The following is an 18,341-nucleotide window of genomic DNA, read 5'->3' as shown; positions in this document are numbered from 1 at the left end:
CGTCCGTGCGCCGTACCGTATTCGACGAGGACCACGAGGCGTTCCGGGAGACCATCCGCGCCTTCATCGAGGCCGAGGTCGTCCCCGTCTACGACGAGTGGTTCGCGGCGGGCCAGGCGCCGCGCGACTTCTACCACAAGCTCGGTGAGCTGGGCGTCTTCGGGATCAACGTGCCCGAGGAGTTCGGCGGCGCGGGTCTGGACACCCACAAGTTCGAGGCCGTCCTGTACGAGGAGACCTCCCGCGCGGGCGTGAACTTCGGCGGCTCCGGCGTGCACGTGCTGCTCGCCCTGCCGTACATCAAGATGCTCGCCACCGACGAGCAGAAGAAGCGCTACCTGCCGAACTTCGTCTCCGGCGAGGAGATGTGGGCACTGGCGATGACCGAGCCGGGCACCGGCTCCGACGTCGCGGGCATGAAGACCACCGCCAAGCTCTCCGAGGACGGCACGCACTACGTCCTCAACGGCGCCAAGACCTTCATCACCGGCGGCGTCCACGCCGACCGCGTGATCGTGTGCGCCCGCACCTCCGCGCCCAGCGCCGAGGACCGCCGCTTCGGCATCTCGCTCTTCGCGGTGGACACCAAGTCCGAGGGCTACTCCATCGGCCGCAAGCTGGACAAGCTGGGCCTGCGCACCTCCGACACCGCCGAGCTGGCCTTCGTCGACGTCAAGGTGCCGGTCGAGGACCTGCTCGGCGAGGAGGGCAAGGGCTTCTACTACCTCGGCCACAACCTGGCCTCCGAGCGCTGGGGCATCGCCTTCGGCGCGTACGCGCAGGCCAAGGCCGCGATCCGGTTCGCGCAGCAGTACGTCACCGACCGCACGGTCTTCGGCAAGCCGGTCGCCCACTTCCAGAACACCAAGTTCGAGCTGGCCGCCTGCCAGGCCGAGGTGGACGCGGCCGAGGCCGTCGCCGACCGCGCCCTGGAGGCCCTGGACGCGGGCGAGCTGACCCCCGCCGAGGCCGCCTCCGCGAAGCTGTTCTGCACCGAGGTCGCCCACCGCGTCATCGACCGCTGCCTCCAGCTGCACGGCGGCTACGGCTACATGAACGAGTACCCGATCGCCCGCCTGTACGCGGACAACCGCGTCAACCGCATCTACGGCGGCACCAGCGAGATCATGAAGACGATCATCGCGAAGTCGATGGGCCTGTAAGTGCCCGAGGCTCTCGACGCCCTGCTCGATCTGCTCGACCTGGAGCGGATCGAGCAGGACATCTTCCGGGGCGTGTCCCGGTCGGCCCTCGTCCCGCGCGTCTTCGGCGGCCAGGTGGCCGCCCAGGCCCTGGTCGCGGCCGGCCGGACCGTCCCCGAGGACCGTCCCGCCCACTCCCTGCACGCGTACTTCCTGCGCGCCGGGGACCCGGGCGCGCCGATCGTCTACACCGTGGACCGCATCCGCGACGGCCGCTCGTTCACCACGCGCCGGGTCGTCGCCGTCCAGCACGGCCAGCCGATCTTCCACCTGTCGGCGTCGTTCCAGGCGTACGAGGAGGGCCTGGAGCACCAGGCGGACATGCCGGCCGCGCCCGACCCCGAGAGCCTCCCGACGGCCGCGGAGATGCTGCCGCGCCACCTCCCGGCGGACGTCGCCGGCCGCCTGGTCGAGGCACGGGCCGCGGTGGACCTGCGGTACGCCGAGGCGCCGCCGTGGGGCAGCGTCGGCGAACCGCGCGAGCCGCGCTCCCAGGTGTGGTTCCGCACCAACGGAAAGCTGGCGGACGACCCGCTGCTGCACGTGTGCCTGGCGACGTACGTCTCCGACATGACGCTGCTCGACTCGGTGCTCCTCGCCCACGGGCGCGGCGGCTGGGCGGTCGGCGACGTGGTGGGCGCCTCGCTGGACCACGCCATGTGGTTCCACCGCCCCTTCCGGGCGGACGAGTGGCTCCTGTACGACCAGGAGTCCCCCTCCGCCTCCGGCGGCCGGGGCCTGGGCCAGGCCCGCATCTACACCCAGGACGGCCGGCTCGCGATCTCCGTGATCCAGGAGGGCGTGGTGCGCGTCCCGCGGGGGTGACCGCGTGATTGCCGCCGGCCCTGGCAGGGGCATATCCTTCATATGGCGCCAGCATAGGGAGGATATGACCCATGTCGAACCTCTACGTCGAAGTCGATGACGACGCCCTGAGCGAGGCGGCGTCGATACTGGGCACCACCACGAAGAAGGACACGGTCAACGCCGCGCTCCTGGAAGTGGCGAAGCGCCGGCGGCGCCTGAACGCCCTGGAAGAGCTCGCCGCGATGGGCGATCGGGGCGACTTCGACGTCCTTCTCGACAAGGGCGCCTACCGCCGGTGAGCCCGGTCACCCACCTCATCGACACGTCCGCCGCTGTCCGGATCCTGACGAACAAGCAGGTCCGGGAGCGCTGGAGCGAGCACCTCACCGAGGGCGTCATCGGGATGTGCGAGATCACCGAGCTGGAGATGCTCTACTCGGCGCGCTCCCTGGCCGACCGGTTGACGAAACAGGAGCTGCTCGCCGAGCTCTTCAACTGGGCACCCGTCCCCGATGGTGTGTACCAGCGGGCCGGCGGCGTGCAACGCGTGCTGACGGAGCGCGGCGAGCACCGGAGCGCCGGCCCGGTCGACCTCCTGCTCGCGGCCGCCGCCGAACTGTCCGGCCTCACCGTTCTGCACTACGACGCCGACTTCGAGACGGTCGCGAGGGCCACCGGCCAGCCCACGACGTGGATCGCGCCCCCGGGCAGCCTCTGACGGACGGAACCGGTCAGGCCAGGCCCGCCGCGTCCAGGAGGTACTCCGTCATCGGCTCGTAGAAGCGCGGGTCCACGACGTGGTCGTCGAGCGGGACAGTGACCTGCATGACGCCCTCGGCCTCGCCGATGAACAGGGCGGGGTCGTTGCAGTCGGCGTACCCGACGGAGTCGATGCCGCGCTGGCCGGCGCGGCCCGCCCAGCCGTGGTCGGCGACGACGAGGTCCGGCCGGACGTCCAGGCGGTCGAGGATCGCGTTCATCGGCTCCGGCGAGTGGGTGTGCCACAGGCTCGCGCCGCGCTCGAAGACCGCCACGTCCGCGAACTGCACGACGTACCCCTCGTCCGCGACGAGCCCGCCCGGGATGCGGACGATGTCGCACCCGGCGCTCCGCAGCGCGGCGGCGGTGCGGCTGTGCACGTCCAGCAGCGCCCCGGGGTGGCCGGTGGCGAACAGCACGCGCTGTCTGCCGGCCGCGGCCTTCCGCAGCCGCGCGGCCATCCGGTCGAGGCCGTCGACGGTGAGTTCGGGGTCGATGGTGTCCTGGCCGGACCGGTGCGCCGGATCGTCGTTCACCCCGCACCGCTCGGCCATCACGGCGAGCACGTCCTGCTCGTCCGTCCACCGGTCCCCCAGCTCGATGCCGAGCCAGTAGTGGCGGTCGCCGTTCGCCAGTTTGCGGTAGTGGAGGAGGTTGTTGTCGCGGGGCGTGGCGACGTCTCCGGCGATCCGGGTACGGACGAGGTGCTCGACGAGGGCGGCGCGGCTGGGTATCGGCATGGCCCCATTGTGCCGTCCCGGTACGCGCAGTGGCGGCGTGGTTCCACGGGGTGGACGTGTCGGGGCGCGCCCGGGGCGGGTGTCAGTACCGGTGACCCGGCCAGTGGGGGTCCTCCCACCGGGCGGCGCCGGTGACGCCCAGCAGCCGTATCCGGTGGAGCAGCTCCTCCGGCGCGCCGTGGGCCCGGAGCCGGCCGGCCGCGTGGCGCACCAGCCAGGCGGTCAGTTCGGCGCACATGGCCTCCTCGTCGTGCCAGCCGCTCCACGGCAGTTCGTCGCCCAGCGGGTCGTACTCCCACTGGTCCGCCGCCTCGGCCAGGTGCTCGGTGGCCCGGGGCGAGTCGAGGGCCTCCCAGGTGGCGAGCCACGGGGTGAGGGTGCCGGAGGCCTCGGCGACCAGGGCGAGGACCTCGTGCGCCGGTACGGCCGGCCGCGGGTCGGTCAGGGTGTGGAGCCACCAGGCCTCCAGGAACTCCCGCACCGGCGCGGCGTGGTCGGCGGGCCACCGTGTCCAGCCGGCGATGGTGAACGAGCGCCCGACCTCGTGCAGGCCGGACCAGGCGTCGACGCGGCCCGCGACGAGGGCCCGGGAGAGCTGGGGCAGTACGCGGCGCAGCACCGCCCCGCAGTCGGTCCAGTCGATGGCCCGCCAGGTGCGGTCCAGCAGGTCCGGGTACAGCGTCACGTCCGGCGTCTTCAGCAGGGCGAGGTCCTCGTCGCTGCCCCAGTGGCATTCGCAGTTGGTCTCGTCGGGGCGGGCGGTCATGCCCCGGAAGGTGACGGCCAGGCCGTCCAGTGCGGCGTCCAGGCGTGCGGACGGGGACGCGGACGGGGACAGCGGGGAAGCGTGCATCGCGGGTGCCGCTCTCAGGACTCCGGCAGCCGGCGCGGCCGAAGATCCGGACTCTACCCGCCGCCCCGGCGGCGCACCCGGGCGGGCGGTCAGTCCGCGAGCGAGCCGATCGCGCCGTGCGCCAGACGGCGCAGCAGGGCCTCCATGGCGGTGCGGCCGAGCAGGCCGATGTGCGGCGTGGAGTTCAGCAGGCCGAACACGGCGTGGACGGTGGCCCTGGCCTCGGTCTCCGGGGGTGCCGGGTACAGCTCGCGGACCACGGTGACCCACAGCTCGACGTACTGCCGCTGGAGCTGGCGCACCCTCTTGCGGTCGGCCTCCCGGAGGCGGTCCAGCTCGCGGTCGTGCAGGGTGATCAGGGGGCGGTCGTCGAGCGCGAAGTCGATGTGCCCGTCGATGAGCGAGCCGAGCAGCGCCTCGGGGTCGCCCGCCGCCTCCTGGACGCGGCGACGGCCGCCGTCGAGGAGCCGTTCGCTGATGCCGACCAGCAGTTCGGCCAGCATGGCGTCCTTGCCGGGGAAGTGCCGGTAGAGGCCGGGGCCGCTGATGCCGACGGCGGCCCCTATCTCGTCGACGCCCACGCCGTGGAAGCCGCGCTCGGCGAAGAGGCGGGCGGCCTCCTTGAGGATCTGCTCGCGGCGCGTCGGGGCGTCGGTCCTGGTGCTCATGGGATTGATTCTAGACAAGGCGGTTAGCGGTCGTTAACCTGATGGACATACGTTAACGGTCATTAACTGGGGGCATGATGCAGCAGGCGCCCGTGCTGAGCAGTGCGGCGGACCCGGCCTCCGCCGCTTGGCAGGCCAATGAGGCGGCGCACCACGAGCTGGCCGACGGGCTGCGCGCCCGGCTGGCGGCCGCCCGAATGGGTGGTGGCGAGAAGGCCCGCGCCCGGCACACGGCGCGCGGCAAGCTGCTGCCGCGCGACCGCGTCGACAGCCTTCTGGACCCCGGCTCGCCGTTCCTGGAGCTGGCGCCGCTGGCGGCGAACGGGATGTACGACGACCAGGCCCCGGCGGCCGGTGTGATCGCCGGCATCGGGCGGGTCAGCGGCCGCGAGGTCGTGGTGGTGGCGAACGACGCCACGGTCAAGGGCGGCACGTACTACCCGATGACCGTCAAGAAGCACCTGCGCGCCCAGGAGGTGGCCCTGGAGAACCGGCTCCCGTGCCTGTACCTGGTGGACTCGGGCGGCGCCTTCCTGCCGAAGCAGGACGAGGTGTTCCCCGACCGGGAGCACTTCGGGCGGATCTTCTACAACCAGGCCCGCATGTCGGGCGCCGGGATCCCGCAGATCGCCGCCGTCCTCGGCTCGTGCACCGCCGGCGGGGCGTACGTCCCGGCGATGAGCGACGAGGCGGTGATCGTGCGGAACCAGGGCACGATCTTCCTGGGCGGCCCGCCGCTGGTGAAGGCGGCGACCGGCGAGGTGGTCACGGCCGAGGAGCTGGGCGGCGGCGAGGTCCACTCCCGGACCTCCGGCGTCACCGACCACCTCGCGGAGGACGACGCCCACGCCCTGCGGATCGTCCGGAACATCGTGGCGACGCTCCCCGCCCGCGGCCCGCTGCCGTGGGCGGTGGAGCCGGCGGAGGAGCCCAAGGTGGACCCCGCGGGCCTGTACGGGGCGGTGCCGGTCGACTCGCGCACGCCGTACGACGCCCGGGAGGTCATCGCGCGCGTGGTGGACGGCTCCCGGTTCCAGGAGTTCAAGTCGGAGTTCGGCCAGACCCTGGTCACCGGCTTCGCCCGGATCCACGGCCACCCGGTGGGGATCGTCGCCAACAACGGCATCCTGTTCGCCGAGTCCGCCCAGAAGGGCGCCCACTTCATCGAGCTGTGCGACCAGCGCGGCATCCCGCTGCTGTTCCTGCAGAACATCTCCGGCTTCATGGTCGGCCGGGACTACGAGGCGGGCGGCATCGCCAAGCACGGCGCGAAGATGGTCACCGCCGTCGCCTGCACGCGCGTACCGAAGCTGACGGTCGTCGTGGGCGGCTCGTACGGCGCGGGCAACTACTCGATGTGCGGCCGGGCCTACAGCCCCCGCTTCCTGTGGATGTGGCCGAACGCCAAGATCTCCGTCATGGGCGGCGAGCAGGCCGCCTCCGTCCTCGCCACGGTCAAGCGGGACCAGATCGAGGGCCGTGGGGAGTCCTGGTCCACCGAGGACGAGGAGGCCTTCAAGGACCCGGTCCGCGCCCAGTACGAGCAGCAGGGCAACGCCTACTACGCGACCGCCCGGCTGTGGGACGACGGGGTGATCGACCCCCTGGAGACCCGCCAGGTGCTGGGTCTGGCCCTGACCGCCTGCGCCAACGCCCCGCTGGGAGACCCCCAGTTCGGCGTCTTCCGGATGTGAGGGACTGATGTTCACGACTGTTCTTGTCGCCAACCGGGGCGAGATCGCGGTCCGCGTCATCCGTACGCTGCGGGCCCTCGGCATCCGCTCGGTCGCCGTCTTCAGCGACGCGGACGCCGACGCCCGCCACGTACGGGAGGCGGACACGGCGGTACGGATCGGGCCGCCGGCCGCGACCGAGAGCTACCTGCGGGCGGACCGGCTGCTGGAGGCCGCGGCCCGCACCGGCGCCCAGGCGGTGCACCCGGGTTACGGCTTCCTGGCGGAGAACGCCGCCTTCGCGAAGGCGTGCGAGGACGCCGGGCTGGTCTTCATCGGCCCGCCCGCCTCCGCCATCGCCCTCATGGGCGACAAGATCCGCGCCAAGGAGACGGTGAAGGCGGCCGGCGTCCCGGTCGTGCCCGGCTCCTCGGGGAGCGGGCTGAGCGACGACGAACTGGCCGCGGCGGCCCGCGAGATCGGCATGCCGGTACTGCTGAAGCCCTCGGCGGGCGGCGGCGGCAAGGGCATGCGCCTCACCCGCGTGGAGTCGGCCCTGCTGGAGGAGATCGCCGCGGCCCGGCGCGAGGCACGGGCCTCGTTCGGTGACGACACCCTGCTGGTGGAGCGGTGGATCGACCGGCCCCGTCACATCGAGATCCAGGTCCTGGCCGACGGCCACGGCAACGTCGTGCACCTCGGCGAGCGGGAGTGCTCCCTCCAGCGCCGCCACCAGAAGATCATCGAGGAGGCGCCCTCCGTCCTGCTGGACGAGAAGACCCGCGCCGCGATGGGCGAGGCGGCCGTGCAGGCGGCCCGCTCCTGCGGCTACCGGGGCGCGGGCACGGTGGAGTTCATCGTCCCGGGCGGTGACCCGTCGGCCTACTACTTCATGGAGATGAACACCCGCCTCCAGGTCGAGCACCCGGTCACCGAGCTGATCACGGGCGTGGACCTGGTGGAGTGGCAGCTGCGGGTGGCCGCCGGGGAGCCCCTCGGGTTCACCCAGGACGACATCGCGCTGACCGGCCACTCCATCGAGGCCCGGATCTGCGCGGAGGACCCCTCCCGCGGCTTCCTCCCCTCGGGCGGCACCGTCCTGGCGCTGAACGAGCCGCACGGCGCCGGGGTGCGCACCGACTCCGGCCTCAGCGAGGGCACCGAGGTCGCGAGCCTCTACGACCCCATGCTGGCGAAGGTCATCGTCCACGGACCCGACCGCCCCACCGCGCTGCGCAGGCTGCGCGCCGCGCTGGCGGACACCGTCACCCTGGGCGTCCCCACCAACGCCGGGTTCCTGCGCCGGCTGCTGGCCCACCCGGACGTCGTCTCCGGCGACCTCGACACCGGCCTCGTGGAGCGGGACGTGGACGGCCTCGTCCCGGACGGGGTGCCGGAGGAGGTGTACGAGGCCGCGGCGGCCGTCCGCGAGGCGGGCCTGCGTCCCGAGCCGGACGCGGGCGGCTGGACCGACCCGTTCTCGGTGCCCAGCGGCTGGCGGCTCGGCGGGGAGCCCCTCCCGGTCACCCACTGGCTGCGCGTACCGGGGCACGAGCCCGTCGCCCACCGGACCCGGGGCCACGCGCGCGTGGAGGCCGGCCGGGTCACGGTCACCGTGGACGGCGTCACCCACACCTTCCACCGCGCGGGCACCTGGCTCGGCCGCGACGGGGACTCGTGGAACGTCCTGGACCACGACCCCGTCGAGGCGTCCCTCGACCGCACCGCCCACGCCGGGGCCGACTCGCTCACCGCGCCCATGCCGGGCACGGTCACCGTCGTCAAGGTCGCCGTCGGGGACGAGGTGACGGCCGGACAGGGCCTGGTGGTCGTGGAGGCGATGAAGATGGAGCACGTCATCTCCGCCCCCCACGACGGCACCGTCGCCGAACTGGACGTCACGCCCGGCACCACCGTCGCCATGGACCAGGTACTGGCCGTGGTGGTCCCCAAGGAGGAGGCGGACGCATGACCGCAGGGCTCCCGATGACCGTTCCCGCGCCCGGCCTGCCCGCGCGCGTGCGGATCCACGAGGTCGGCGCGCGCGACGGCCTCCAGAACGAGCAGGGCGTCGTCCCGACCGAGGTGAAGGCGGAGTTCGTCCGCCGCCTCGCGGAGGCCGGGCTGACCACCGTCGAGGCGACCAGCTTCGTCCACCCCAAGTGGGTGCCGCAGCTGGCCGACGCCGAGCAGCTGTTCCCGCTCGTCAGCGGCCTCGACGGCGTACGCCTGCCGGTCCTGGTGCCCAACGAGCGGGGACTGGACCGGGCGCTGGCGCTCGGCGCCCGTGACGTGGCCGTGTTCGCCAGCGCCACCGAGTCGTTCGCCAGGGCCAACCTCAACCGCACGGTCGACGAGGCGCTCGCCATGTTCGCCCCCGTCGTCACCCGCGCCGTCGAGCACGGCCTGAGCGTGCGCGGCTACCTCTCCATGTGCTTCGGCGACCCCTGGGAGGGCCCCGTCCCGGTCGAGCAGGTCGTCGCCGTCTGCCGGCGCCTGCGGGACCTGGGCTGCGACGAGCTGAGCCTGGGCGACACCATCGGCGTGGCCACCCCCGGCCATGTGACGCGGCTCCTGACCGCCCTCGGCGAGGCGGGGATCCCGGCCACCGCCCTGGCCGTGCACTTCCACGACACGTACGGGCAGGCGCTCGCCAACACCCTCGCCGCCCTCCAGCACGGCGTCACCACGGTCGACGCCTCCGCGGGCGGCCTGGGCGGCTGCCCGTACGCCAAGTCCGCCACCGGCAACCTCGCCACCGAGGACCTCGTGTGGATGCTCCACGGCCTCGGCATCGACACCGGGGTCGACCTCGGCCGGCTCACCGCCACGAGCGTGTGGCTGGCCGGACAACTGGGCCGTCCCAGCCCGTCCCGCACCGTCCGCGCCCTCGGCGGCGCGGCCTCCCACAAGGAGTCCTGAGTCATGTCCCTGGACCACCGGCTCTCCCCGGAGCACGAGGAACTTCGCCGCACCGTGGAGGAGTTCGCCCACGAGGTCGTCGCCCCGAAGATCGGGGACTTCTACGAGCGCCACGAGTTCCCGTACGAGATCGTCCGCGAGATGGGGCAGATGGGCCTGTTCGGTCTGCCCTTCCCGGAGGAGTACGGCGGCATGGGCGGTGACTACCTGGCCCTCGGCATCGCCCTGGAGGAGCTGGCCCGGGTCGACTCGTCGGTGGCCATCACCCTGGAGGCGGGCGTCTCGCTCGGCGCGATGCCGCTCTACCGCTTCGGCACCGAGGAGCAGAAGCGCGAGTGGCTGCCGCGCATGTGCGGCGGGGAGATCCTGGGCGCGTTCGGGCTGACGGAGCCGGGCGCCGGTTCGGACGCGGGCGGCACCCGCACCACGGCCGTCCGGGACGGTGACGAGTGGGTCATCAACGGCTCCAAGTGCTTCATCACCAACTCCGGTACGGACATCACCGGTCTGGTCACGGTCACCGCCGTCACCGGGCGCACGCCCGAGGGCAAGCCGCTGATCTCCTCGATCATCGTCCCGTCGGGCACCCCCGGCTTCACGGTGGCCGCCCCGTACTCCAAGGTGGGCTGGAACGCCTCGGACACCCGCGAGCTGTCCTTCTCCGACGTCCGGGTGCCGGTCGCCAACCTCGTGGGCGAGGAGGGGCGCGGGTACGCCCAGTTCCTGCGCATCCTCGACGAGGGCCGGATCGCCATCTCGGCGCTGGCGACGGGTCTGGCGCAGGGGTGCGTGGACGAGTCGGTGAAGTACGCCAAGGAGCGGCACGCCTTCGGGCGGCCCATCGGGGACAACCAGGCCGTCCAGTTCAAGATCGCCGACATGGAGATGCGGGCGCACATGGCCCGGATCGGCTGGCGCGACGCGGCGTCCCGGCTGGTGAGCGGCGAGCCGTTCAAGAAGGAGGCCGCGCTGGCGAAGCTGTACTCGTCGACGGTGGCCGTGGACAACGCCCGTGAGGCCACCCAGATCCACGGCGGCTACGGCTTCATGAACGAGTACCCGGTGGCGCGGATGTGGCGGGACTCCAAGATCCTGGAGATCGGCGAGGGCACGAGCGAGGTCCAGCGGATGCTGATCGCACGGGAGTTGGGCCTCTCCGCCTGACGCCCGCCCGGCCGCTCGGCGCACCGTGGCCGCCGCCCTCACCGGCGGCGGCCGCGGTGCGCCGGGGCGTTCGGAGGGCACGGTCCGAGGCGCCCGGGCCGCGGAGTGCCGCATCGCACACGGGGGCGCCCTCTGGACAAGGCGTGAGGTTAGGCTAACCTACCCTCGAACTTGCCCGGTGGCCGAATACGGCCGTACGAAAGCGATCCGCCATGCCCAGCAACGCCCGAGCCACCCACCTCACCCGTCGCGGTCTGCTCGCCGCGGGCGGCGCCCTCGGGCTCGGCGCCGCGCTCGTCGCCTGCGGCGGCGACAAGGACGACAAGAAGTCGTCCGCGTCCGGCGAGAAGTCCGGCCCCTGGAAGTTCACCGACGACCGCGGCAAGAAGGTGGAGCTGAAGTCCACCCCGAAGAACATCGTCGCCTTCATCGGCACCGCGGCCGCCCTGCACGACTACGGCATCGAGGTCAAGGGCGTTTTCGGTCCCACCACCGTCAAGGACCCCAAGACGGGCAAGGACACGGCGGACATCCAGGCCGGTGACCTCGACGTCACCAAGGTGAAGAACCTCGGCAACGTCTGGGGCACCTTCAACATCGAGGAGTACCTCAAGCTCGAGCCCGAGGTGCTGGTGTCGGCCATGTGGGACAAGGACGTGCTGTGGTACCTGCCGCCGCAGTCCCACGACAAGATCGTGAAGCTGGCGCCGACCGTCGCGCTGTGGGCCGCCAACACGACGATGCCGAAGGCGCTGGCACGCCACGCCGAGCTGGCCGAGTCGCTGGGCGCCGACCTGAAGGCCAAGAAGACGGTCGACGCCAAGGCCCGCTTCGAGAAGGCCGCCGCGTCGCTGCGCGCCGCCGCCAAGGCCCGCCCCGAGATTCGCGTCATGATCGGCTCGGCGAGCGCCGAGCTGTTCTACGTGTCGCTCGCCAAGATGTCCGCGGACACCGCGTACTTCGAGGAGCTGGGCGTGAAGTTCGTGAAGCCGAAGGTGAACGCCCAGGGCTACTTCGAGGAGCTCAGCTGGGAGAACCTCGACACGTACCCGGCCGACATCATCATGATGGACAACCGCAGCCAGGCCATCCAGCCCGGCGACCTGAAGTCCAAGCCGACCTGGGGTCAACTGCCCGCCGTCAAGGCCGGCCAGGTCATCCCGCGCTTCACCGAGCCGATCTACTCCTACGACAAGTGCGCCGTCCTCCTGGAGGACCTGGCCAAGGCGATCGAGAACGCCAAGAAGGTGGCCTGAGCCGCATGTTCGGTTTCTTCTCCCTGAAGGTGGCGCGCACCCGGCGGCTCGGCCCGTCGCTGGTGCGCGTCACCTTCGCCGGGGCGGCCGGTGAGGAGCTGGAAGGCTTCGCCTCCGGGGGCCGCGACCAGAGCCTGTCCCTGTTCCTGCCGCACCCGGGCCAGCCCGAGCCGGTGCTGCCGCCGGTGGACGACGGGGACATGTACGGCACGCTCGGCGCGTGGCGGGCCATGCCCGACGACGTACGGGCGGTGATGCGCTCGTACACCGTGCGGGAGCAGCGCCGCACGGACGCGGGCGCCACCGAGGTCGACATCGACTTCGCCCTCCACGAGGACGGCGGTCCGGCCTGCCGCTGGGCCGCCCGGGCCGCGGAGGGCGACCGGGTGGTCGTCCTCGGGCCGACGGTCGCCGACAACACCGGTGTGCGCTTCCGGTTGCCGGCGGACGCGGACGAGGTGCTGATCTGGGGCGACGAGACGGCGCTGCCCGCCGTCTCGTCGATCCTGGAGTCGCTGCCCGCCGGGACCAGGGCGCGGGTGTGGCTCGACGTCCCGTACGCGGCCGACCGCCTGGAGCTGAGGACCGAGGCGGACGCGACCGTCACCTGGCTGGTCCGGGAGGAGGGCGCCCCCGCCGCGGTGGACGCGGTGCGCGCCGCCGGGCTGACGGGCACGGCGCCCTACGCCTGGATCGCCGGCGAGTCCGGCTCGGTCAAGGCGCTGCGCCGCCACCTGGTGAACGAGCGCGGGATCGACCGCCGCCGGGTCACCTTCGTCGGCTACTGGCGCAAGGGCCTGAGCGAGGACGCCCTGCGGGAGGCCCCCGACACGGCCGCGGACGAGGCGTAGACCGGGACGCGGGCCGGGCGCCGGCCCGTCGCGGGCCGGGCCCTGGGCCGGGCGTACGGGGCTCCGGCGGGCGCAGGAACCACCCGCCGGCGGAGCCCCGCCCCAGCCGGCCCCCAACCGGTCCCAACCGGCCACCCCGCGCACCACATGCACCGCGCACCGCGCGCCGCGCATGCACCGGGCGCACCGCGGTCACGGCGCCGGCTCCCAACGGGCCCTCGGGAGCCCCAAGTTCCTTTCCGGCCACAACTTAGGTTAGGCTAACCTCACTCACGGCGTCGCCCTCGCCCCACTCCCCTGTCCCCAGAGGGCCGACCAAGTCCCCGTACCCGGGAGGACCCCGCATGCGCTCGCACCTGCTCAATGACGTAACCGCCGAGCAGTACCGGCGTTCCGTCACCGAAGGAGTCGAGCGGGTGGCGAACCGGCTCGCCTCCACCCGACAGCCGTTCACCGGCGTCACTCCCGACGAACTGGCCCCGCTCGTCTCGGCGGTGGACCTCGACAAGCCGCTCGGCGACGCGTCCGCCGCCCTCGATGAGCTGGAGCAGGTCTACCTGCGCGACGCCGTGTACTTCCACCACCCCCGCTACCTGGGCCACCTCAACTGCCCGGTCGTCATCCCGGCCGTCCTCGGCGAGGCGGTCCTCTCGGCCGTCAACTCCTCGCTCGACACGTGGGACCAGAGCGCGGGCGGCACGCTCATCGAGCGCAAGCTGATCGACTGGACCACCGGCCGCATCGGCCTCGGCCCGGCCGCCGACGGGGTGTTCACCAGCGGGGGCACGCAGTCCAACCTCCAGGCGCTGCTCCTCGCCCGCGAGGAGGCCAAGACGGACGACCTGGCGAAGCTGCGCATCTTCTCCTCCGAGTGCAGCCACTTCAGCGTCCAGAAGTCGGCCAAACTCCTGGGCCTGCCCCCGCAGTCCGTCATCTCGGTGCCCACCGACCGCGACAAGCGCATGCAGTCCGTCGCCCTCGCGGCCGAGCTGGAGCTGTGCGCCGCCCAGGGCCTGACGCCCATGGCGATCGTCGCCACCGCCGGCACGACCGACTTCGGCTCCATCGACCCGCTCCCGGAGATCGCCGAGCTCGCCGCCCAGTACGGCGCCTGGATGCACGTCGACGCCGCGTACGGCTGCGGCCTGCTCGCCTCGCCCACCCGACGCCACCTCCTCGACGGCATCGAGCGCGCCGACTCGGTCACGGTCGACTACCACAAGTCGTTCTTCCAGCCGGTCAGTTCCTCCGCCGTCCTGGTCCGGGACGGGGCGACCCTGCGCCACGCCACTTACCACGCCGACTACCTCAACCCCCGGCGCACGGTGGAGGAGCGGATCCCCAACCAGGTCGACAAGTCGCTCCAGACCACCCGCCGCTTCGACGCGCTCAAGCTGTGGATGACGCTGCGCGTCATGGGCGCTGACGGGGTCGGGCAGCTCTTCGACGAGGTGTGCGACCTCGCCTCGGCCGGCTGGGACGCCCTCGCCGCCGACCCGCGCTACGACATCGTCGTCCAGCCGTCCCTGTCGACCCTGGTCTTCCGCTACATCCCGGCCGCCGTCACCTCGCCCGCCGAGATCGACCGCGCCAACCTCTACGCTCGCAAGGCCCTGTTCGCCTCGGGCGAGGCCGTCGTCGCCGGTACGAAGGTCGACGGCCGCCAGTACCTCAAGTTCACCCTGCTCAACCCCGAGACGACCGTGCACGACATCACCGCCGTCCTCGACCTGATCGCCGGCCACGCCGAGCAGTACCTTGGAGAGAACCTTGTCCACGCCTCGTGACATCCACGATTTCATCGGTATCGGACTGGGTCCGTTCAACCTCGGCCTGGCCTGCCTCACCGAGCCCATCGACGAGCTGACGGGCGTCTTCCTGGAGTCCAAGCCGCACTTCGAGTGGCACGCCGGGATGTTCCTGGAGGGCGCGCACCTCCAGACGCCGTTCATGTCGGACCTCGTCACCCTCGCCGACCCGACGTCGCCGTACTCCTTCCTCCAGTACCTCAAGGAGAACGGCCGGCTCTACTCGTTCTACATCCGCGAGAACTTCTACCCGCTGCGGACCGAGTACAACGACTACTGCCGCTGGGCCGCCGGCAAGCTGACCAGCATCCGCTTCTCCACCACGGTCGAGACGGTCGAGTACGACGACGCGGACGAGCTGTACACGGTCCGCACCACCACCGGAGAAACGTTCCGCTCCCGTCGCCTCGTGCTGGGCACCGGCACCCCGCCGTACATCCCGGAGGCCTGCCAGGGCCTGGAGGGCGACTTCATCCACAACTCGCGCTACCTGCCGAACAAGGAAGCGCTCCAGAAGAAGAAGACGATCACGCTGGTCGGCAGCGGCCAGAGCGCGGCGGAGATCTACTACGACCTGCTGAGCGAGATCGACGTCCACGGCTACCGGCTGAACTGGGTCACCCGCTCCCCCCGGTTCTTCCCGCTGGAGTACACCAAGCTCACGCTGGAGATGACCTCGCCGGAGTACGTGGACTACTTCCACGCCCTGCCCGAGGCCACCCGCTACCGCCTGGAGACGCAGCAGAAGGGCCTGTTCAAGGGCATCGACGGCGAGCTGATCGACGCGATCTTCGACCTGCTGTACCAGAAGAACCTCGGCGGCCCGGTCCCCACCCGGCTGCTCACCAACGTCTCGCTCGGCAGCGCGTCGTACGAGAACGGCACGTACACGCTCGGGCTGCGCCAGGAGGAGCAGGGCAAGGACTTCGAGATCGAGACCGACGGCCTGATCCTCGCCACCGGCTACAAGTACGTCACGCCCGCGTTCCTGAACCCCGTGAAGGACCGCATCCGCTGGGACGGCCAGGGCCGCTTCGACGTGGCCCGCAACTACTCCATCGACACCACCGGCAACGGCATCTTCCTCCAGAACGCCGGGGTGCACACCCACTCGATCACCAGCCCCGACCTGGGCATGGGCGCCTATCGCAACGCGTACATCATCGGCGAGCTGCTGGGCTCCGAGTACTACCCCGTCGAGAAGTCGATCGCTTTCCAGGAGTTCGCGGTATGAGCACCACCCTGTCCCTCGGGACCTTCACCTTCCGCCCCCTCGACCCCCTCAGTGACGGCGAGCTGGTCCACGGGTGGGTGACCCACCCCAAGGCCGGGTTCTGGATGATGCAGAACCACTCCGTCGCGGACGTCGAGCGCGAGTACATGGCCATCGCCGCCAACGAGCACCACGACGCCTTCATCGGCATGCGCGACGGCGAGCCCGCGTTCCTCATGGAGCGGTACGACCCGTCGAAGGTCGAGCTGGTCGGGCTGTACGAGGCCAGGCCCGGCGACGTCGGCATGCACTTCCTGGTCGCCCCGACCGACACGCCCGTCCACGGCTTCACCCGCGCCGTGATCACCGCCGTGATGGAGGAGCTGTTCCGCGACCCGGCGACCGAGCGGGTCGTCGTCGAGCCCGACGTGCGCAACGCCGCCGTCCACGCGCTGAACGAGGCCGTCGGTTTCGAGATAGTCGAGAAGATAGCCAAGCCGGAGAAGGACGCCTACCTGAGCGTCTGCACCCGTGAGCAGTTCCGCGCGGCGATCGGGGCCGCCCGATGAGCCCCGCGAGCGCCGCCAACCCTGTGGACCCCGCGAACCCCGTCGCCCACCTCACACCCGAGCGCTGGGCGCACGCCAACCGCCTGCTCGTCCGCAAGGCCCTGGCCGAGTTCACCCACGAGCGGCTGCTCACCCCCGAGCCCCTCGGCGACAACCGCTACCGGGTGCTCAGCGACGACGGCACGACCGAGTACCGCTTCACCGCCGACCGGTACGCCCTCGACCACTGGCAGGTCGACGCCGACTCCATCAGCCGCCACCAGGGTGACCAGGAACTGCCGCTGGACGCCCTGCGGTTCGTCATCGAGCTGCGCGGCTCCCTCGGCCTGAGCGACGAGATCCTCCCGGTCTACCTGGAGGAGATCTCCTCCACCCTCTCCGGTACGGCGTACAAGTCGGCCAAGCCGCAGGTCCCCGCCGCCGAGCTGGCGAAGGCGGACTTCCAGGCCGTCGAGACGGGCATGACCGAGGGCCACCCGTGTTTCGTCGCCAACAACGGGCGCCTCGGTTTCGGCATCGACGAGTACCACGCCTACGCGCCGGAGGCGGCGAACCCCGTCCAGCTGATCTGGCTGGCCGCCCACCGCGACCGCACCACGTTCACCGCCGGTGCGGGCATCGACTACGAGGCGTTCGTCCGCGCCGAGCTGGGTGACGCCACCGTCGACGGCTTCGCCCGCACGCTCGCCGACCGGGGCCTGGACCTCGCGGACTATCTGCTCGTGCCGGTCCACCCCTGGCAGTGGTGGAACAAGCTGTCGGTCACCTTCGCCGCCGAGATCGCCCAGCAGCGCCTGGTCCTCCTCGGCGAGGGCGACGACCGCTATCTGGCGCAGCAGTCGATCCGCACGTTCTTCAACACGAACGACCCGGCCAAGCACTACGTCAAGACGGCCATCTCGGTCCTCAACATGGGCTTCATGCGCGGCCTTTCCGCCGCGTACATGGAGGCCACCCCGGCCATCAACGACTGGCTGGCGAACCTGATCGCCGGCGACGACGTCCTGAAGGCCGCCCGCTTCTCGATCATCCGCGAGCGCGCGGCGGTCGGCTACCGGCACCTGGAGTACGAGGCCGCCACCGACCGGTACTCCCCGTACCGCAAGATGCTGGCCGCGCTGTGGCGCGAGAGCCCGGTGCCGACGGTCGAGGAGGGGCAGCGCCTGGCCACCATGGCGTCGCTGCTGCACACCGACCACGAGGGCGCGTCGTTCGCGGGCGCGCTGATCGCCGAGTCGGGACTCGCGCCCACCGAGTGGCTGCGCCGCTACCTGGACGCGTACCTGCTGCCGATCCTGCACACCTTCTACGCCTACGACCTGGTGTGGATGCCGCACGGCGAGAACGTGATCCTGGTGATCGAGGACGGTGCCGTCCAGCGCGCGATCTTCAAGGACATCGCCGAGGAGATCGCGGTGATGGACCCGGACGCGGTGCTGCCGCCCGCGGTGGAGCGCATCCGGGTCGACGTTCCCGAGGACACCAAGCTGCTGTCGGTGTTCACGGACGTCTTCGACTGCTTCTTCCGTTTCCTGGGCGCGACGCTCGCCGCCGAGGGCGTGCTCGCCGAGGACGACTTCTGGCGGACGGTCGCCGCGTGCGTCACGGCGTACCAGGAGTCCAAGCCGGAGCTGGCGGACAAGTTCAAGCAGTACGACATGTTCGCGGACGAGTTCGCGCTGTCGTGCCTGAACCGGCTCCAGCTGCGCAACAACAAGCAGATGGTCGACCTGTCCGACCCGTCCGGCGCGCTGCAGTTCGTCGGCACGCTGGTCAACCCCATCGCGCGCTTCGCGTGATCCCGGGCCGGCCGGGGCGCTGAGCGGAGTACGGTCCTCCGCCCGGCGCCCCGGCTT

Annotated in this window: 17 protein-coding genes; 14 read left to right on the top strand and 3 right to left on the bottom strand. The window is 71.6% G+C overall.

Going from position 1 to position 18,341, the window contains the following annotated elements; all coding sequences use genetic code 11:
• Positions 1–5: 5 nt before the first annotated feature.
• From EIZ62_RS21425 to EIZ62_RS21410, 4 genes are all read left to right on the top strand, one after another.
• Positions 6–1,163 (top strand): acyl-CoA dehydrogenase family protein, encoded by a 1,158-nt coding sequence (locus tag EIZ62_RS21425; RefSeq protein ID WP_156694259.1) that lies wholly within the window; start codon positions 6–8, stop codon positions 1,161–1,163.
• On the top strand, positions 1,164–2,027 hold the full coding sequence (locus tag EIZ62_RS21420; RefSeq protein WP_156694258.1) for an acyl-CoA thioesterase: 864 nt from the start codon (positions 1,164–1,166) through the stop codon (positions 2,025–2,027). It begins immediately after the preceding gene.
• A 71-nt stretch (positions 2,028–2,098) separates the two neighbouring features.
• A complete protein-coding gene (locus EIZ62_RS21415; RefSeq protein ID WP_156694257.1) occupies positions 2,099–2,308 on the top strand; it encodes a type II toxin-antitoxin system VapB family antitoxin in 210 nt (69 codons plus the stop codon).
• Positions 2,305–2,727 carry a PIN domain nuclease gene (locus EIZ62_RS21410; protein WP_156694256.1) on the top strand — a complete coding sequence of 141 codons (423 nt, stop codon included), beginning with the start codon at positions 2,305–2,307 and terminating at the stop codon, positions 2,725–2,727. Before EIZ62_RS21415 ends, EIZ62_RS21410 begins: the two co-directional genes overlap by 4 nt.
• A gap of 13 nt (positions 2,728–2,740) precedes the next feature.
• Here the strand turns inward: EIZ62_RS21410 and EIZ62_RS21405 are convergent, their stop codons facing one another.
• The 3 genes from EIZ62_RS21405 to EIZ62_RS21395 form a co-directional block, all read right to left on the bottom strand.
• The gene (locus tag EIZ62_RS21405; protein ID WP_156694255.1) at positions 2,741–3,508 is read right to left on the bottom strand and encodes a phosphatase; all 768 of its coding nucleotides are present in this window, start codon (positions 3,506–3,508) and stop codon (positions 2,741–2,743) included.
• Positions 3,509–3,590: 82 nt separating this feature from the next.
• On the bottom strand, positions 3,591–4,361 hold the full coding sequence (locus EIZ62_RS21400; protein WP_156694254.1) for a hypothetical protein: 771 nt from the start codon (positions 4,359–4,361) through the stop codon (positions 3,591–3,593).
• A gap of 89 nt (positions 4,362–4,450) precedes the next feature.
• A complete protein-coding gene (locus EIZ62_RS21395) occupies positions 4,451–5,029 on the bottom strand; it encodes an SACE_7040 family transcriptional regulator (RefSeq protein ID WP_156694253.1) in 579 nt (192 codons plus the stop codon).
• Positions 5,030–5,106: 77 nt separating this feature from the next.
• Between EIZ62_RS21395 and EIZ62_RS21390 the strand changes: the two genes are divergently transcribed.
• The 10 genes from EIZ62_RS21390 to EIZ62_RS21345 all read left to right on the top strand — a co-directional run bounded on the left by EIZ62_RS21390 (position 5,107) and on the right by EIZ62_RS21345 (position 18,284).
• A complete protein-coding gene (locus tag EIZ62_RS21390) occupies positions 5,107–6,723 on the top strand; it encodes a carboxyl transferase domain-containing protein (protein WP_156696529.1) in 1,617 nt (538 codons plus the stop codon).
• Positions 6,724–6,730: 7 nt separating this feature from the next.
• A complete protein-coding gene (locus EIZ62_RS21385) occupies positions 6,731–8,674 on the top strand; it encodes an acetyl/propionyl/methylcrotonyl-CoA carboxylase subunit alpha (protein WP_156694252.1) in 1,944 nt (647 codons plus the stop codon).
• Positions 8,671–9,624, top strand: coding sequence for a hydroxymethylglutaryl-CoA lyase (locus EIZ62_RS21380; protein WP_156694251.1), 954 nt, complete (start codon positions 8,671–8,673; stop codon positions 9,622–9,624). The genes EIZ62_RS21385 and EIZ62_RS21380 overlap by 4 nt, the downstream gene beginning before the upstream one ends.
• 3 nt (positions 9,625–9,627) lie before the next feature.
• Positions 9,628–10,788, top strand: coding sequence for an acyl-CoA dehydrogenase family protein (locus EIZ62_RS21375; RefSeq protein WP_156694250.1), 1,161 nt, complete (start codon positions 9,628–9,630; stop codon positions 10,786–10,788).
• Positions 10,789–11,000: 212 nt separating this feature from the next.
• Positions 11,001–12,044 carry an ABC transporter substrate-binding protein gene (locus EIZ62_RS21370; protein WP_156694249.1) on the top strand — a complete coding sequence of 348 codons (1,044 nt, stop codon included), beginning with the start codon at positions 11,001–11,003 and terminating at the stop codon, positions 12,042–12,044.
• Between the two features lie 5 nt (positions 12,045–12,049).
• On the top strand, positions 12,050–12,895 hold the full coding sequence (locus tag EIZ62_RS21365) for a siderophore-interacting protein (RefSeq protein ID WP_156694248.1): 846 nt from the start codon (positions 12,050–12,052) through the stop codon (positions 12,893–12,895).
• 344 nt (positions 12,896–13,239) lie between these two features.
• Positions 13,240–14,682 (top strand): pyridoxal phosphate-dependent decarboxylase family protein, encoded by a 1,443-nt coding sequence (locus tag EIZ62_RS21360; protein WP_156694247.1) that lies wholly within the window; start codon positions 13,240–13,242, stop codon positions 14,680–14,682.
• Entirely contained in the window at positions 14,666–15,937 is a 1,272-nt protein-coding gene (locus EIZ62_RS21355) for a lysine N(6)-hydroxylase/L-ornithine N(5)-oxygenase family protein (RefSeq protein WP_156694246.1), read from the top strand. Before EIZ62_RS21360 ends, EIZ62_RS21355 begins: the two co-directional genes overlap by 17 nt.
• Complete coding sequence (locus EIZ62_RS21350) at positions 15,934–16,485, top strand: GNAT family N-acetyltransferase (RefSeq protein WP_156694245.1); 552 nt, start codon at positions 15,934–15,936, stop codon at positions 16,483–16,485. Before EIZ62_RS21355 ends, EIZ62_RS21350 begins: the two co-directional genes overlap by 4 nt.
• Entirely contained in the window at positions 16,482–18,284 is a 1,803-nt protein-coding gene (locus EIZ62_RS21345) for an IucA/IucC family protein (protein ID WP_156694244.1), read from the top strand. The genes EIZ62_RS21350 and EIZ62_RS21345 overlap by 4 nt, the downstream gene beginning before the upstream one ends.
• Positions 18,285–18,341: the final 57 nt, after the last annotated feature.

It is taken from the genome of Streptomyces ficellus (assembly GCF_009739905.1).
Lineage (GTDB): Bacteria > Actinomycetota > Actinomycetes > Streptomycetales > Streptomycetaceae > Streptomyces > Streptomyces ficellus_A.
This window is presented reverse-complemented; position numbering and strand designations above follow the sequence as displayed.

Bases quoted from the DNA above. Each gene is read 5' to 3' on its own strand.
- EIZ62_RS21415 (WP_156694257.1), top strand. From the start codon at position 2,099: ATGTCGAACCTCTACGTCGAAGTCGATGACGACGCCCTGAGCGAGGCG.
- EIZ62_RS21405 (WP_156694255.1), bottom strand. From the start codon at position 3,508: ATGCCGATACCCAGCCGCGCCGCCCTCGTCGAGCACCTCGTCCGTACC.
- EIZ62_RS21400 (WP_156694254.1), bottom strand. From the start codon at position 4,361: ATGCACGCTTCCCCGCTGTCCCCGTCCGCGTCCCCGTCCGCACGCCTG.
- EIZ62_RS21395 (WP_156694253.1), bottom strand. From the start codon at position 5,029: ATGAGCACCAGGACCGACGCCCCGACGCGCCGCGAGCAGATCCTCAAG.
- EIZ62_RS21390 (WP_156696529.1), top strand. From the start codon at position 5,107: ATGCAGCAGGCGCCCGTGCTGAGCAGTGCGGCGGACCCGGCCTCCGCC.
- EIZ62_RS21385 (WP_156694252.1), top strand. From the start codon at position 6,731: ATGTTCACGACTGTTCTTGTCGCCAACCGGGGCGAGATCGCGGTCCGC.
- EIZ62_RS21380 (WP_156694251.1), top strand. From the start codon at position 8,671: ATGACCGCAGGGCTCCCGATGACCGTTCCCGCGCCCGGCCTGCCCGCG.
- EIZ62_RS21375 (WP_156694250.1), top strand. From the start codon at position 9,628: ATGTCCCTGGACCACCGGCTCTCCCCGGAGCACGAGGAACTTCGCCGC.
- EIZ62_RS21370 (WP_156694249.1), top strand. From the start codon at position 11,001: ATGCCCAGCAACGCCCGAGCCACCCACCTCACCCGTCGCGGTCTGCTC.
- EIZ62_RS21365 (WP_156694248.1), top strand. From the start codon at position 12,050: ATGTTCGGTTTCTTCTCCCTGAAGGTGGCGCGCACCCGGCGGCTCGGC.
- EIZ62_RS21360 (WP_156694247.1), top strand. From the start codon at position 13,240: ATGCGCTCGCACCTGCTCAATGACGTAACCGCCGAGCAGTACCGGCGT.
- EIZ62_RS21350 (WP_156694245.1), top strand. From the start codon at position 15,934: ATGAGCACCACCCTGTCCCTCGGGACCTTCACCTTCCGCCCCCTCGAC.
- EIZ62_RS21345 (WP_156694244.1), top strand. From the start codon at position 16,482: ATGAGCCCCGCGAGCGCCGCCAACCCTGTGGACCCCGCGAACCCCGTC.